Genomic DNA, 15,466 nt, shown 5'->3' on the forward strand with positions numbered 1-15,466 from the left:
GACGTGAACCTCGATATTGAATGCCTTGCAGGCACCTTATCTGGCGTAAAGGTGGGTCGAAAACAAGACCACGGCCTGAGAGCGGAAATGAAAACGCGCCCCGAAAGGCGCGTTAGGTTTTCAGACCAGACGGCTCTGCTCGATTGCCGCTTCGATGAAGGAAGCAAACAGCGGATGCGGTTCGAACGGTCGAGACTTCAGTTCAGGATGATACTGAACGCCGATAAACCAAGGGTGGTCAGGATATTCGACTGTTTCCGGCAGAACACCATCCGGTGACATGCCTGCGAAGTTCAGTCCGGCAGATTCCAGACGTTCCTTGTAGTCGATATTGACTTCATAGCGATGACGATGGCGCTCGGAAATATCGGTCGATCCGTAGATTTCCGCAATCTTCGAGCCCGAATTCAACGCCGCTTCATATGCACCAAGGCGCATTGTACCGCCAAGATCACCAGCCGAAGCGCGCTTCTCGAGCATATTGCCCTTCAGCCACTCGGTCATGAGACCGACAACCGGCTCCTTGGTCGGACCGAACTCGGTCGAAGATGCGTTTTCGATACCAACGAGATTACGTGCTGCTTCAATGCAAGCCATTTGCATGCCAAAGCAGATACCGAAGTAAGGAACCTTGCGTTCACGAGCGAACTTCGCTGCAAGAATCTTGCCTTCCGCGCCACGTTCGCCGAAACCGCCCGGCACCAGAATGCCATGAACCTTTTCCAGATATGGGGCCGGATCTTCGCTTTCGAAGACTTCAGCCTCGATCCAGTCGAGATTGACTTTTACCTTGTTGGCAAGACCACCATGATAGAGCGCTTCGATCAGCGACTTATAGGCATCTTTAAGGCCGGTATATTTGCCGACGATGGCGATGGTCACTTCGCCTTCCGGATTGTGGAGGCGGTTGGAGACCTCTTCCCAGCGGTCCATACGGGGCTTCGGAGCCGGATCGATACCGAATGCCGACAGAACTTCCGAATCAAGGCCTTCCTTATGGTAGGCAATCGGCACATCGTAGATCGTTGCCACGTCGAGCGCCTGAATGACCGCGCTTTCGCGGACATTACAGAACAACGACAGCTTGCGACGTTCTGATTCCGGAATCTCGCGATCGGCGCGGACCAGAAGGATATCTGGAGCAATACCGATAGAGCGCAGTTCCTTGACCGAATGCTGGGTCGGCTTGGTCTTCAGTTCACCAGCTGCCGGAATATACGGCATCAAGGTCAGATGGATATAAACCGCCGTTCCGCGCGGCAGTTCATTGCCAAGCTGACGGATCGCTTCGAGGAACGGCATGGCTTCGATGTCGCCAACCGTGCCGCCGATTTCGCAAAGAACGAAATCATAGTCTTCGTTGCCTTCAAGGACGAAGTTCTTGATCTCGTCGGTCACATGCGGAATGACCTGAACCGTCGCACCGAGATAATCGCCGCGGCGTTCCTTTTCGATGATGTTCCGATAGATGCGGCCGGTGGTGATGTTGTCCTGCTGGTTGGCAGGACGACCGGTGAACCGCTCGTAATGGCCCAGATCAAGGTCGGTTTCGGCACCATCGTCAGTGACGAACACCTCACCATGCTGGTAAGGCGACATCGTGCCGGGATCGACATTCAGATAAGGGTCGAGTTTACGGATACGCACGCGGTAACCACGTGCCTGAAGGAGTGCAGCCAGTGCTGCGGCAGCTATGCCTTTTCCAAGGGAAGAAACCACGCCGCCAGTGATGAATACATATCGCGCCATGGGCTTATCTCGTTAGACTTTCTTGATTGATTCCGCCACAAAAAAATGCACCCCGGCAGTGTTTTTTCACCGAAGCCAGGCGGTAATCGTCGTTGCACAAAGAAAAACCGGAGCCAGAAACCCCGGAGCGAATACGTCTGTACTCTCTAGCGCCCCTATTCACATAAAGCCATGTCGAAGCTCGAAATCCACAGCTTCCACCTGCCAGAATAGCCATTGGCACAAAAGAAAAGGCCGAGCCCATAAGCCCGGCCACATTCACATAGTCATTTACAGATCAGAGAACAACCACTTCGGTACCCAGACCGACGCGCTCATAAAGATCCATCACATCCTCATTGATCATGCGGAAGCAGCCGTTGGAAGCCGAGCTACCGATAGTCCATGGCTGTACCGTACCATGAATGCGGATGTAGGTGTCCTTGTTGCCCTGAAACAAGTACAGAGCGCGCGAACCAAGTGGGTTGCCTGGACCACCATCCATACCGTTCTTGAAGCGACCATAGTGAGCCGGATCACGCTCGATCATTTCCTTGGTTGGAATCCAGCGCGGCCACTCCCGCTTCGCGTTGATTGTTCCAGTGCCCTTGAATTCCAATCCCTGCTTGCCGACAGCGATGCCATAACGGCGAGCAGTCGTCGACGTTTCAACAAGGTAAAGGAAACGCTGCTTCGGGTCGATCACGATGGTGCCAGGCTTATAGCCGGTAAAAGCCACTTCCTGCGCCCGGAACTTCGGATCGATGTTGTACTTGTTGGCCTTAACTGCATTGCCGCTCTTGGAAGCCTTTTTCTTCTTCGGCTTTTCAGGATTGGCCTTGGCATCGCTTGAGAGAGCAACTTGCTGAACAGACGCAGCAGCTTCATTGAGCTGCGCTTCAGCGCTTACCGGCGAAGTTGCAAATGCAGGAGCAGTCGCTCCGATGCAGAGAGTTGCAATACCTGCCATCAAAATACGGCGTGAAAACATGTTCGGTTCCCGAAAATTCAAGCACAAGGGAAAAATGTCTGCCGCATTAATTGCGACCAGACTTTCGCTTTCCTTACTGCAAAGCGATCCGGTTCTCAATTCGCTGCCATCGTTCTGCAATGCGATTCGCGGCAGCGTATTGCCTAGCTGCAACACTTTGCAGTCTCATGATTAACAAAAAGAAAACCGGCCACAAGGGCCGGCTTCGCATTCTGTTCACTTTGCTCGACCTTTTACTGCGAGCTAGGAACCGGGTTGGCCGGGGTTTCCGGAACAGCCGGAGCCTGCGGCTGGGTAGCGTCGGGCTGTGTTGCCGGTGCCGCAGCACCTGGAGCTGCAGGTGCAGTCTGATTGGCGTCAGGACGCGAAGACTCGCCACCCAGCTGATTGAGGATACCGCCGCCATTGCCGCCTGCCGGAGCTGACTGACTGCCGGTTGCCGCCGGGATACGATTGAGAATGTCGGTCGGCTTTTCGCCGTAGCGTGCCATGATGCCAAGAATAAGCGAGGTCGCGAAGAAACCGATCGCGAGAATGGCTGTCGTGCGGGTCAGTGCGTTGGCTGCGCCGCGAGCCGTCATGAACCCCGAACCACCGCCAATGCCAAGGCCACCGCCTTCAGAACGCTGGATAAGCACAACGCCGACAAGCGCCAGCACGATCAACAAATGAATGACAATGATTACGGTCTGCATGGGTTACGGTCTTTATATCCCTAAAACTAGAGCGGCTCTTTACACGCTATTGTCCGATAATCCAAGCCCCGAGACCAAGATAGACAGACGTGATGTGCCGGTTACAAATTACGATAGGTTTCGCATATGGCGAGAAAATCGTTCGCCTTCAAGCTCGCACCACCAACAAGCGCACCATCAACATCCGCGACGCCGAGCAATTCCAATGCGTTTGAAGGCTTGACCGAACCGCCATAGAGCAGCCGAAGATGTGCGCCTTTCGTGCCGAAACGTTCAATTAGCTGCTCACGCATGAAAGCATGAGCGGCACGCACGTCCTGCACTGTTGGCGTCAACCCTGTACCGATTGCCCAAACCGGTTCGTAAGCAATGATCGTATTCGCGGCATTGACGCCATCCGGCAAAGAGCCAGCAAGCTGCTTGCCGATTACATCCAGAGTACGCTCCGCCTTGCGCTCATCGGCAGTTTCGCCGACGCAAACGATTGCAATCAATCCGGCAGCCCATGCGGCCTCGGTCTTGGCGCGAACAGTGTCATTGCTTTCATGATGGTCGGTCCGGCGTTCGGAATGACCGATTATGACATGCGTAGCGCCCGCTTCCTTAAGCATTTCTGCTGAGACATCGCCTGTATGCGCGCCAGACACTTTATGGTGAGCATCCTGACCGCCGAGACCAACAGTCTCGCCTTCGAGCGTTTCCGCCGCGCGGGAAAGAAGCGTCGCAGGTACACAAATGACGGCGTCAAGCTTGCGGCCGAGATCGGAGCTCAGGCCGGCAGCAATCGCACGCAATTCGGTCAGGGACTCTCCCGTGCCATTCATCTTCCAGTTGCCAGCAACCAGCGGACGGATTCCCGGAGTCATTTCATTCTCCTCGCCTGTTCAAAACAGTAGACGCGGTCACCTCTTGAAAGCGGACCAGCGCCAAAATTTGCCACTGACTAAGCGTATTCGTGCCGCAATGCAAATGTTCTTGAGTGCCTACATGCAATGAGACCTTGCATATAGGGCTGGCTTGAGGTTATCCCCTGACTGGCTCTATCTATGAAAGCCGAGCTTAGATTTATACTTGAAGGGTTTCCAATGCTCGACAGCCTGCGTTCTGCCGCTCAATCCTGGGTCGCCAAACTTCTGCTTGGCCTGCTTGTACTGAGCTTTGCGATCTGGGGCATCTCCGATGTCTTTCGCGGCGGCCTGTCAGGCAATGCCGCTTTGACGGCTGGCGGTTCCGAAGTGAGCGCCACTGATTATCGTTTCGCCTATGAACAGCAGATGATGCGTTTATCTCAACAGTTTCGCCAGCGTCTGACGCGCGAACAGGCAAAAACGCTCGGTGTCGAAAATCAGGTACTCGCCCAGCTCGCAGCCGGTGTGGTTCTGGATGAAGGTGCGCGCAACATGCAGCTCGGCCTTTCCAAGGACGGAATTGCTCGACTGACCGGTGAAGATCCGGCTTTCCATGACGCAAGCGGCAACTTCAATCGCGCGCAGTTCGATGCAGTGCTTCGTCAATCTGGCATTCGTGCACAGGATTATCTCGACAACCGCGCGAAAGTGGCTCGCCGCCAGCAGATCGTGGAAGCTGCAACGGACGGCATCAAACTTCCGAATACAGCGTTGAAGGCGCTGGCTCTATATCAAGGTGAAACCCGCAGCGTTGACTATGTGACCATTCAGGCTGAAAAGGCCGATGCTGTCCCTGCCCCGTCCGAAGATGCGCTCAAGACCTATTTTGACGCACACAAGGACGAGTATAAGGCACCGGAGTACCGGAAAATAACCTATGTGAAGCTGGAGCCGGCTGATATTGCAGATCCGTCTGCCGTCACGCAGGACGAAATCAACGAATACTATGAAAAGAACAAGGACCGCTTCAGCACGATCGAAAAGCGTACTATCGAGCAGTTGAGCTTTGCCGATGATGCCGCAGCTGAAGCTGCCCAGCAGAAAATTGCCGCTGGAACGAGCTTCATCGATATCGGCAAGGAACAGGGCAAAACAGAAGACGACCTGAAGCTTGGCACGTTTGAGAAATCCGCCATTCCTGATCAGGCCGTTGCCGACGCAGCTTTTGCACTGGCAGAGAATGGCGTGAGCCCGGTGGTGAAGGGCGGCTTTGGTCCGGTTATCCTGCGTGTGACGCAGATCGAACCGGCTCATGTGAAGCCACAAGCCGAAGTTGAAGGCGAAATTCGAACCACGCTTGCCAACAATATCGCAGCAAGCAGCATCAGCGGCATTCATGACTCTTATGAGCAGGACCGTTCCGACGGCGCATCAATGGCTGATGTGGCAAAGAAGCTAAGCCTCAAGTCCGTCATCGTGGAAGCCGTCGACGCCGAAGGTAACGATCCTTCTGGTAATCCGGTGCAGCTGCCAAACTCCGAAGCGCTGCTTTCTGCTGCCTTCCAGGCCGACCAGGGTTTTGACAACGACGCCCTGACCATGGGCAATATTGGCTATCTCTGGTATCAGGTAGACAGTGTAACTCCGGCACGCGACCGTACGCTCGACGAAGTCAAGGACAAGGTTGCAGCGGCGTGGAAGGGCGAAGAAGCAGTCAAGCGTCTCAACCAGCGCGTAGACGAGTTGAAGAAACGCCTCGATGGCGGCGCGACACTCGACGCGATCGCTACAGAGCTGGGCGTCGAAAAGCAGACCAAGCGTGGTATTGTCCGCACGACCAACGATGCCGATATCGGAACAGCGGCGGCGGCGCAGATTTTCCGGGGAGCGAATGGTTTCACCGGTAGCGCTGCTGCACCTTCGGACGATGCCCAAATTCTGTTCAAGGTTGTTGAAGTGACCGAACCTGCCGGAGCTGGCCCGGAAGCTATTCCGGAACAGCAGCAGAAATATCTGGCGACATCGCTCTCGGATGATGTTCTCGAACAGCTCGTCGGCGAATTGCAGAAGCAGTATCCTGTTAAGATAAACCAGACCGTCATCAACAACGCTCTGGCGTTTTAAGGACGGTGGGCATCCAAAATGGCTGATCTAAAACCCTATATCGCGAAAGCTGCATCAGGCGAGCCGCTTTCGCTTGAGGATTCCAGAGCCGCCTTCGATATCATGATGTCAGGACAGGCAACGCCGTCGCAGATCGGCGGACTGTTGATGGCGTTGCGCGTACGCGGTGAAACAGTACCGGAAATCGCCGGTGCCGTTGCCTCCATGCGCTCGCGTATGCTGGGAGTTTCCGCTCCCGACAATGCCATCGATATTGTTGGCACTGGTGGCGATCAGTCGGGTTCATACAATGTCTCCAGCTGCTCGGCGTTTGTTGTTGCTGGAGCTGGCGTTCCTGTAGCAAAACATGGCAACCGCGCCCTCTCCTCCCGCTCTGGTGCAGCCGATGCACTCGCCGCGCTCGGCATCAATATCGAGGCCGACGCGAGCATCATCGGTCGCAGCATCACAGAAGCTGGCCTCGGCTTCATGTTTGCACCGATGCACCATTCCGCCATGCGCCATGTCGGCCCCTCCCGCGTAGAACTCGGCACCCGCACCATCTTCAATCTGCTTGGCCCCCTCTCCAATCCGGCCAGTGTCAAGCGTCAGCTTGTGGGGGTATTCGCACCACAATGGCTTGTGCCGCTGGCTGAAGTGCTCAAGGAACTGGGTTCCGAAGCGGCTTGGGTTGTCTACGGCGACGGCCTCGACGAGATGACTACCGCAGGAACAACACAAGTTGCCGCCCTCGAAAATGGTCAAATCCGCACCTTTGAAATCACGCCGGAAGAAGTTGGATTGCGTCGTTGCGACCCGGCCGAACTGAAAGGTGGCGAGGCTTCGGTAAACGCCAAGGCTCTGCTGGGCGTGCTTGAAGGCGAGAAAAACGCCTATCGAGACATCGTCCTGCTCAATTCAGGCGCGGCGCTTGTGATTGCTGGCAACGCGAAGGACCTGAAAGAAGGCATCGCACTCGCGGCACAATCCATCGACAGCGGCGCAGCACTTGATGTTTTGCAGAAGGTGATTGCCGTTTCCAACGACAAAGCCGCCTGACGAAAAGGATTAAGTCATGTCCACCGACATTCTGCGCAAGATCGAGGCTTACAAGCGCGAAGAAATCGCTGCTGCAAAAGCCGAGCGCACCGTCGCTGATTTGAAGGCACGCGCACAGGATCAGGAAGCGCCGCGTGGTTTTCTCAAAGCGCTGGAGGCAAAACGCGCCGCCGGTGAATTCGCGCTGATTGCTGAAATCAAGAAGGCAAGCCCATCAAAGGGCTTGATCCGCCCTGACTTCGATCCGCCTGCACTTGCAAAAGCCTATGAATCTGGTGGCGCTGCATGTCTTTCAGTGCTGACTGACACGCCTTCCTTTCAGGGAGCGCCGGAATTTCTGACGGCAGCTCGCAACGCTTGCAGTCTCCCGGCGCTGCGCAAGGATTTTCTGTTCGATACCTATCAGGTACACGAAGCCCGCAGCTGGGGCGCAGACTGCATTCTGATCATTCTCGCGAGCGTCGACGATGATTTGGCAAAAGCGTTGGAAGAAACCGCGTACGAGCTTGGTATGGACGCACTCATCGAAGTGCACGACGAAACCGAGATGGAACGCGCACTAAAGCTTTCATCGCGTCTGCTTGGCGTCAACAATCGCAATTTGCGTACATTTGAGGTCGATCTGGCCATTTCGGAACGGCTGTCGAAAATGGCGCCATCCGATCGCGTTCTGGTCGGTGAAAGCGGCATATTCACACACGAAGATTGCCTGCGTCTGAAAAAGTCTGGAATCGGGACATTCCTCATCGGAGAGAGCCTGATGCGGCAGGCCGATATTGCAGCGGCTACCCGTGAACTGCTGACTGGCAAGGCTTGATCGATGCCATCCAAACTCACCCATATCGACCAGACCGGCGCTGCCAATATGGTGGATGTTGGTGCCAAGGACGAGACTGAACGACAGGCTGTGGCCGAAGGATCGGTCAGAATGAAGCCCGAAACGCTGGCGCTCATTCTGGAAGGCAACGCCGCGAAAGGTGATGTCATTGGTGCTGCGCGTCTGGCTGGCATCATGGCGGCCAAAAAGACCGCCGATCTGATTCCCCTATGCCATCCGCTGATGCTGACCAAAGTAGCCGTCGAAATCGAGCCGGATCAGACATTGCCCGGTTTGCGCGTTCGTGCGCTGGCCAAGCTCAAGGGGCGCACCGGCGTGGAAATGGAAGCCCTCACCGCCGTTTCTGTCACATGTCTTACGATCTATGACATGGCCAAAGCCGTCGACAAACATATGGAGATCGGCGGTATCCGCGTTACCGAAAAGAGCGGCGGCAAATCAGGTGACTGGAAAGCATAAACCGCTAGACTTTGCTCTGGATCAACTCATCTGGACAGATTCTGTGGTCTAGACGGGTCAACAATTCAGTTCGAGAGGAAACGCCATGTCCCTTCTCCCGGTCGATGAAGCACTGGCCCGCATCCTGAAATCCGCAGAACCGCACGGTAAAGAGCAGGTCGCTTTGTCAGATGCAGGTGGGCGCGTGGTTGCAACACCTGTTTTGGCACATTTTCTGCAGCCGCCGTTCGACGGATCAGCCATGGACGGTTACGCCCTGATCGCGCCAGACAACATCTCTTATCCCGTCGAGTTCGACATCATCGGCGAATCGGCAGCGGGCAATCGCTTCGAAGGTGAACCGGGAATTGGTCAGGCGGTCCGGATTTTCACCGGCGCGCCACTGCCCAAAGGCACGGATACGATCGTTATTCAGGAACACACTGAGCGCTCGGATAACCGGCTAACCGTTCACGAAGGCATAGAACCGGGACGACATATACGCCGCGCAGGCCTCGATTTTTCACCCGATAACATCGTCATTCCGAGCGGGCGGGCGCTGGATGCTGCGGCCCTGTCGCTGGCAGCGGCCAGTGGCAATGCGAAAATCGACGTGTTTCAAAAGCCCAAAATAGCAATCATTGCAACCGGCGATGAACTGGTTCCGCCGGGGGAAACACCCGGAAAAGACCAGATTGTTGCATCGAACAGCGTTGGAATCGCCGAGATAGTAAGGCGAGCCGGCGGAGCACCACATGATAAAGGGATCATTCCGGATGATCCTGCCAAAATCGAACGGGCAATAGCAGACAGCCTGCAAAGCGGCATCGACATTCTGGTGACGGTCGGTGGCGCTTCCGTCGGTGACCGGGATTTTGTGCATGGAGCACTGCAGAAACAGGGCGTGGATCTCGACTTCTGGAAGATCGCCATGCGGCCCGGCAAGCCCCTGATGTATGGGCGCATCGAAGTGAACGGCAAGATCGTGCATGTCATCGGACTACCGGGCAATCCCGTTTCGAGCTTGGTATGCAGCCTCGTTTTTCTCCGTCCGCTCGTCGCCAAGCTTGCCGGAACGAACCTCGATGCCGATATCCGACCTGCAAAGCTGGGCACTGACCTGCCTGCGAATGACCACCGCCGCGATTATATCCGGGCCACAATCGAATCAAACCCTGATGGAACGCTGACCGCAAAGCCGTTTCCGGTCCAAGATTCGTCCATGCTTTCAGCTCTCGTCGGTTCAAAAGCGCTTCTCATCAGGGATGAAAACGCTCCTGCTGCCACTGTTGGCGATGACTGTCGCGTTCTCATGCTGTAGATCGAGCGCAATTCTCGGCCTCACTAAAGCTTGAGAAAACAGACCTAAGTCGTCATAAAATATATGTTATTCGAAGCAGCATCTGACATGCCGTGCCCGCGATGGTCTTGCCCTGAAATATTCCGTTCAACCTCACCCCGAGCGTTAATGATTTTAAAACCATTGCAGAACAAGACTGGAACATATAGTGTTCGTTCTGGTTTTGTTTTTCTCGATTCTTGGCCGGGAGGGTGTCGCGCATGTTAACCCGTAAACAGCACGAGCTTCTGCTGTTCATTCATGAACGTCTAAAAGAAACGGGCATTCCCCCGTCTTTCGATGAAATGAAGGAAGCGCTCGATCTGGCTTCAAAATCGGGTATCCATCGTCTGATCACCGCCCTTGAGGAGCGTGGATTTATTCGCCGTCTACCGAACAGGGCGCGTGCGCTTGAGGTGTTACGTCTGCCGGATTCCATCGCTCCGGGCCTCAATGCACAAAAGAAGTTCGCTCCCAGCGTTATCGAAGGCAGCCTGGGCAAAACGCCTCCGCCACCGGCACGCCCCGCCCCCGTGGCTACCAATGACGACACGTCTGGAACTGTGTCCGTACCGGTCATGGGGCGAATTGCTGCGGGTGTACCGATTTCAGCAATCCAGAATCAGACACACTCCCTCAGCCTTCCGCCCGAAATGATCGGTGCGGGCGAGCATTACGCGCTTGAGGTCAGAGGTGATTCAATGATCGACGCCGGAATTTTCGATGGTGACACGGTCATCATTAAACGCGGTGATTCCGCAAACCCCGGCGAAATCGTGGTGGCACTTGTCGATGACGAGGAAGCGACTTTGAAGCGCTTTCGCTGCAAGGGTGCATCCATCGCTTTGGAAGCCGCAAATCCGGCATACGAAACCAGAATATTTGGCCCGGACCGCGTTCGTGTGCAGGGCAAGCTCGTGGGCTTGATCCGCCGCTACTAGATCGTAGTGTAGCCGGTTTTGGAGATAAGCTCCGAGTTCAAACAATGGAGCGGTTCCAGTTAAGAACAGAAACGTGAAACCGCTCTTTATTCAGTTGCAGCGCGTTGATTCATCGCTAACCTCTGATGAGCAAACTCCAGCATTTTGAGCGGAGTGGGATTTCGGTTTGTACTCGCGTTCGGACAAGCCACGTGCTGGACGCGAATGGATGCGGTGCAAATGCCAGGGACGACTTGGCGCATCAATTGCATAGGTAATTCGGTCCTCCGGCTGCAATTCGGATGTTTGCTGGCTCATCTCGGGCTTTGCGACTTCGTAGGTGTCGCTCGACATAGCCTTGAAAGATCGATTTTTATCTGGCCTTTCTCCGAGCCTGATCTCAACGGCTCCCTTTAGTGCCAGTTCCTGTTTGCTGATACTCAGGATAGTGGAACGTCCGCACGCCAGATCTTTGCCGGAAACGGCGAGAATAACCACATCGCCGATATTGCAGGCTATTTCCAGCATCGCGACATCTGCGGTGTAGGCTAGTGTACGACCATCACGCAGACTGATCGTGCAAAGTCCATCTTCGCATTCGAACCCGTCCCCATCAGTTCGCTTTTTGTTTTTGCCGGATGGCGGCGCGATGAACTCTTCCACTAGATAAGCGGTTTTCCAATTGTCTATTGTGAACTGTGACTGTCGGCTTCGATTGACTGCGAACTTCCCGTCTGCGAGCCGAACACCCACCAGTTTGGCATCTTCCGAGATCACGATGTCAGGAAAAGGCTCCCTGACGAAAACGGCAAACCCCAGAACGATGAAGGGCAGCGCCAGCGCCTTCAATCTGGTCGACAGAACAACAACCAGAACGAGCGCAATGGCCCAGAGAACGATAGTGAGTGCGGGCATGGCTCCAGGATTGCCATCTGGTGACCACTTTGCAACAAAGGCAGCAATGTGCCTGACTGCAAAAATACCCCAGCCCATTATCTGCAAAGGCACCCAGTCCAGTTGCAATGGCATCAGCACAAGACCAAAGACGGCAAACGGCATCACGAGAAGAGCTATTACAGGCTCAGCGAGGACATTTCCTACCAGACCAAACGGCGCTGTATTGTTGAAGTGATAAGCTGCAAAAATCCCGCTTGCCAATCCGGCGATGAGCGAAGTAGCCGCCGCCGCAGTGATCGGCTTCAGGACTTTTCCAGCGAAGCTATAGGCGGTCTTCCCACGTTCTTCCGTGCCAACCTGCCTGATCGCGTTGCGCTCGCTCCACCAGGCATAACCGGCAATCAACGCAGCCGTAGCCGAAAAAGACATTTGAAAACTCGGTCCCAGTATCTCATGCGGCGAAATTGCAATCATAGCGATGGCCGCAATCGCCAGATTGCGCATGCTGATGGCCGCTCGGTCTACCAACAAAGCTCCGAGCATCACTGCAATCATCACATAGCTTCGTTGTGCAGCGACATCCGCACCTGACATGGCAAGATAGAAGGTACAGCTCAACAGGGAGAGAAAGGCCGCATATTTCTTCACGGGATGCCGCACACTGAAAGCCGGAAATAGCGCGAAGACAGATCGCAACGTCAGCATGACAACGCCAGCGGCAAGCGCCATATGCAAGCCCGAGATCGACAGAATATGTGCGAGCCCCGCCTTGCGCAGGTCTTCATTTGTCCGCTCGCTGATCCCAGCACGCATACCTGCCACAAGCGCCGAAGCAACACTGCCGTCCTCGCCACCGATCACTTCCTCGATTCGTTCAGACACCCGCACGCGCAACATGGCGATCCACTGGGAGATTTCCGCAGTCAGTTCGTCTGGCTGAGAAACCGTCGCCACTTTGGGTGTTCCGAGAAAGAAACCATTGGCACCGATACCATTGAAATAGGCATGAAACGAGAAATCGTAGTTACCCGGGCGAACCGGACCCGACGGAATACGCAATCGCACGAAACCTGCCAGTCCGCTGCCAATGGCCGTTGACGCCGGTATGTCCCGCGCATTGACACGAATGCGTTTCGGTGGAAAACGGAGTTTTGGACGCTCTGTCTGGAGCACATCAAGTGTTATCCGCCAGCTGCCATTGTCCTGATATTCAAGAGCGACAACCCGACCCGTTACACGTGTTGCCACGTCAGAGCCCAGCATCGGCGTGGCACGACGTTCCGTTTCCCATTTGCCGACCACAAACCCCGCCAGCAGAGCGATTGCCAATGTCACGCCTTGGGCAGCGGCGAATTGCTTGCGCGTCGCAATTCGCAAGATAGTGGCCATACCGAGCATGGACAAAAGCGGTATCCATGCCGGTTCGAATGAGAGCGTGAAATAGATGATTGCGCCAACACCGGCAAAAACCGGCAGCAGAAGAAAAAATACACCGCGTCCCGCTTCAGTTTCGACCGCAGCATTGAACTGTCGCGCTGTGACCGACGGTATAGACAGAAGTCGTTCACGCAAGCTCGGCGCAGGAGGCTTGACCGGCAGTGGATTTACCGGAATCTCGACATCATTTGGAGGCCAGACCTCTGGCAACAAAGCGCGCACCAAACCGTCGGGCATGCTTTTCACAAGCGCCCGTTCGTTTGCATCGCTCGCTTCCCTGATGCCTGTCATGCCCCCGCCTGACTGCAAAAGTTGGCCCAACCGCCGGAATACCCCGAAAGAACGACGGCACATTCGCACGAAAGGGATGCGAGGCCCTTGCGCACATTGCTGCCTATGCTACATGAACCGCAGCCGAAATCGAGTGGGTTCGCATAACGAACCCCGATTACCTGCCGGGCATTCTCGCGCAGGCATTGGAATTCAAGTTCGCGCCTGTGTCTCCGGCATTTGCCGCTGCTCTAAAAAGGCGCACGACATAGTGGAGCTATCATGTCGAAACCGGTCGTTACCCGTTTTGCCCCCTCGCCCACGGGGTATCTGCACATTGGTGGTGCGCGCACTGCCTTGTTCAACTGGCTTTATGCCAAGCACAGCGGTGGCAAGATGCTGCTGCGCATCGAAGACACCGACCGGGAACGTTCCACCGACGCCGCGACGGCTGCCATTCTTGATGGCTTGACCTGGCTTGGTCTGGACTGGGACGGCGATGCCATCTCTCAGTTCGAGCGCGCACCTCGCCATCGCGAAGTAGCAGAAGAACTCGTCGCTCTCGGCAAGGCATATTATTGCTATGCAACACCAGAAGAACTGGCCGAAATGCGCGAGAAAGCACGCGAGGAAGGCCGTCCGCCGCGCTATGACGGTCGCTGGCGTGATCGCGATCCGTCAGAAGCGCCTGCAGGCGTAAAGCCGGTCATCCGGATCAAGGCACCGCAGGAAGGCGAAACCCTCGTGCAGGACGCTGTGCAGGGCGATGTGCGCTTCCCCAACAAAGACCTGGACGATTTCATCATTCTGCGTTCCGATGGTACGCCGACTTACATGCATGCAGTCGTTGTTGATGATCACGACATGGGCGTGACGCATATCATTCGCGGCGACGATCATCTGACCAATGCTGCGCGGCAGACAGTCATCTATGATGCAATGGGTTGGGACGTGCCGCAAATGTCGCATATCCCGCTCATTCATGGTGCGGACGGTGCAAAACTCTCCAAGCGTCATGGCGCTTTGGGTGTGGATGCCTACCGTGCGATGGGTTATTTGCCTGCTGCTCTGCGCAATTATCTTGTACGTCTCGGCTGGAGCCACGGCGACGACGAAATCATGTCGACCGAACAGATGATCGAATGGTTCGATGTGAAGGATATCAACAAGGGTGCAGCTCGCTTCGATTTTCAGAAGCTTGAGGCAATCAATGGCGTCTATATGCGCGCCAGTGACGACAAGGCGCTTTATGATGCGCTTATCGCTGTTCTGCCGGAGATCGAGGGTGGCAAGGAAATTGCCGACGCTCTCGACGACAAGCGAAGCACGCAATTGCTTGCCGCCATGCCGGGCCTGAAGGACCGCGCCAAAACTTTGGTGGAACTGGCTGATGGTTCGAAATTCATCTTTGCTGCCCGTCCGCTTGATCTTGACGAAAAGGCAGCTTCTCTCCTGAACGACGAAGGCCGGGCCGTGCTCAAATCCGTACTCCCGGATCTGGAAGCAGCTGGCGAATGGACCGTTGAATCTCTAGACGCTGTCGTAAGGACTCACGCAGAAAAAACCGGCCTGAAACTGGGCAAGATTGCACAGCCTTTACGTGCAGCTCTGACCGGTCGCGCCACCTCTCCGGGCGTGTTCGACGTGCTTTTCGTCCTTGGACGTGAAGAGTCCCTCGGGCGTATTCGCGATCAAATCGGTTAAGGTGGGAACATTCACGCTGACGTGACAAAACCGGCGTAAATAGTTCAAATTACGCATTGCATCGCGAACCGTTTGGGATAGTTTGACGGGCAAAATCGTTAGGATAATGCGCTAAACGCTGATGGTCCCCATAGGGGCGGGGACCATTCCAAGAGATAAAAGACAAATTATAACGACGATTACAATTCTGCCGTCGTGC

12 protein-coding genes are annotated in these 15,466 nt (G+C 55.2%); 7 read left to right on the forward strand and 5 right to left on the reverse strand.

What is annotated here, in order from left to right; genetic code table 11:
- Nucleotides 1-120: 120 nt before the first annotated feature.
- The 4 genes from pyrG to tpiA all read right to left on the reverse strand — a co-directional run bounded on the left by pyrG (nucleotide 121) and on the right by tpiA (nucleotide 4,280).
- On the reverse strand, nucleotides 121-1,749 hold the full coding sequence (gene pyrG, locus ABDF71_RS08210; RefSeq protein ID WP_151663031.1) for a CTP synthase: 1,629 nt from the start codon (nucleotides 1,747-1,749) through the stop codon (nucleotides 121-123).
- A 277-nt stretch (nucleotides 1,750-2,026) separates the two neighbouring features.
- Nucleotides 2,027-2,719, reverse strand: coding sequence for a L,D-transpeptidase (locus tag ABDF71_RS08215; RefSeq protein ID WP_010660000.1), 693 nt, complete (start codon nucleotides 2,717-2,719; stop codon nucleotides 2,027-2,029).
- Nucleotides 2,720-2,952: 233 nt separating this feature from the next.
- Nucleotides 2,953-3,414, reverse strand: a complete 462-nt coding sequence (gene secG, locus ABDF71_RS08220) for a preprotein translocase subunit SecG (RefSeq protein ID WP_437260077.1) — start codon at nucleotides 3,412-3,414, stop codon at nucleotides 2,953-2,955.
- A gap of 101 nt (nucleotides 3,415-3,515) precedes the next feature.
- Nucleotides 3,516-4,280: a triose-phosphate isomerase gene (gene tpiA, locus ABDF71_RS08225; protein ID WP_012091967.1), complete on the reverse strand. Its 765-nt coding sequence runs from the start codon at nucleotides 4,278-4,280 to the stop codon at nucleotides 3,516-3,518.
- A gap of 219 nt (nucleotides 4,281-4,499) precedes the next feature.
- Between tpiA and ABDF71_RS08230 the strand changes: the two genes are divergently transcribed.
- From ABDF71_RS08230 to lexA, 6 genes are all read left to right on the forward strand, one after another.
- On the forward strand, nucleotides 4,500-6,386 hold the full coding sequence (locus tag ABDF71_RS08230) for a peptidyl-prolyl cis-trans isomerase (protein ID WP_010659997.1): 1,887 nt from the start codon (nucleotides 4,500-4,502) through the stop codon (nucleotides 6,384-6,386).
- Between the two features lie 18 nt (nucleotides 6,387-6,404).
- Nucleotides 6,405-7,424, forward strand: a complete 1,020-nt coding sequence (trpD, locus tag ABDF71_RS08235) for an anthranilate phosphoribosyltransferase (protein ID WP_029924690.1) — start codon at nucleotides 6,405-6,407, stop codon at nucleotides 7,422-7,424.
- 16 nt (nucleotides 7,425-7,440) lie between these two features.
- Nucleotides 7,441-8,241 (forward strand): indole-3-glycerol phosphate synthase TrpC, encoded by an 801-nt coding sequence (trpC, locus tag ABDF71_RS08240; RefSeq protein ID WP_151663030.1) that lies wholly within the window; start codon nucleotides 7,441-7,443, stop codon nucleotides 8,239-8,241.
- A 3-nt stretch (nucleotides 8,242-8,244) separates the two neighbouring features.
- Nucleotides 8,245-8,721 (forward strand): cyclic pyranopterin monophosphate synthase MoaC, encoded by a 477-nt coding sequence (moaC, locus tag ABDF71_RS08245; RefSeq protein ID WP_029924686.1) that lies wholly within the window; start codon nucleotides 8,245-8,247, stop codon nucleotides 8,719-8,721.
- An 85-nt stretch (nucleotides 8,722-8,806) separates the two neighbouring features.
- Nucleotides 8,807-10,021, forward strand: a complete 1,215-nt coding sequence (locus ABDF71_RS08250; protein WP_151663029.1) for a molybdopterin molybdotransferase MoeA — start codon at nucleotides 8,807-8,809, stop codon at nucleotides 10,019-10,021.
- Nucleotides 10,022-10,260: 239 nt separating this feature from the next.
- Nucleotides 10,261-10,980 (forward strand): transcriptional repressor LexA, encoded by a 720-nt coding sequence (gene lexA / locus ABDF71_RS08255; protein WP_500061464.1) that lies wholly within the window; start codon nucleotides 10,261-10,263, stop codon nucleotides 10,978-10,980.
- Between the two features lie 90 nt (nucleotides 10,981-11,070).
- Here lexA and ABDF71_RS08260 read toward each other — a convergent pair whose 3' ends face one another.
- Entirely contained in the window at nucleotides 11,071-13,584 is a 2,514-nt protein-coding gene (locus tag ABDF71_RS08260; RefSeq protein ID WP_500061465.1) for a ComEC/Rec2 family competence protein, read from the reverse strand.
- A gap of 261 nt (nucleotides 13,585-13,845) precedes the next feature.
- Here ABDF71_RS08260 and gltX point away from each other — a divergent pair, with 261 nt between their 5' ends.
- Nucleotides 13,846-15,267, forward strand: coding sequence for a glutamate--tRNA ligase (gltX, locus tag ABDF71_RS08265; RefSeq protein WP_151663027.1), 1,422 nt, complete (start codon nucleotides 13,846-13,848; stop codon nucleotides 15,265-15,267).
- Nucleotides 15,268-15,466 lie beyond the last annotated feature (199 nt).

Source organism: Ochrobactrum sp. WV_118_8 (assembly GCF_039631535.1).
GTDB classification, from domain to species: Bacteria; Pseudomonadota; Alphaproteobacteria; order Rhizobiales; family Rhizobiaceae; genus Brucella; species Brucella anthropi.

Coding starts and splice junctions, on each gene's coding strand:
- pyrG (WP_151663031.1), bottom strand. CDS start 1,749: ATGGCGCGATATGTATTCATCACTGGCGGCGTGGTTTCTTCCCTTGGA.
- ABDF71_RS08215 (WP_010660000.1), bottom strand. CDS start 2,719: ATGTTTTCACGCCGTATTTTGATGGCAGGTATTGCAACTCTCTGCATC.
- secG (WP_437260077.1), bottom strand. CDS start 3,414: ATGCAGACCGTAATCATTGTCATTCATTTGTTGATCGTGCTGGCGCTT.
- tpiA (WP_012091967.1), bottom strand. CDS start 4,280: ATGACTCCGGGAATCCGTCCGCTGGTTGCTGGCAACTGGAAGATGAAT.
- ABDF71_RS08230 (WP_010659997.1), top strand. CDS start 4,500: ATGCTCGACAGCCTGCGTTCTGCCGCTCAATCCTGGGTCGCCAAACTT.
- trpD (WP_029924690.1), top strand. CDS start 6,405: ATGGCTGATCTAAAACCCTATATCGCGAAAGCTGCATCAGGCGAGCCG.
- trpC (WP_151663030.1), top strand. CDS start 7,441: ATGTCCACCGACATTCTGCGCAAGATCGAGGCTTACAAGCGCGAAGAA.
- moaC (WP_029924686.1), top strand. CDS start 8,245: ATGCCATCCAAACTCACCCATATCGACCAGACCGGCGCTGCCAATATG.
- ABDF71_RS08250 (WP_151663029.1), top strand. CDS start 8,807: ATGTCCCTTCTCCCGGTCGATGAAGCACTGGCCCGCATCCTGAAATCC.
- lexA (WP_500061464.1), top strand. CDS start 10,261: ATGTTAACCCGTAAACAGCACGAGCTTCTGCTGTTCATTCATGAACGT.
- ABDF71_RS08260 (WP_500061465.1), bottom strand. CDS start 13,584: ATGACAGGCATCAGGGAAGCGAGCGATGCAAACGAACGGGCGCTTGTG.
- gltX (WP_151663027.1), top strand. CDS start 13,846: ATGTCGAAACCGGTCGTTACCCGTTTTGCCCCCTCGCCCACGGGGTAT.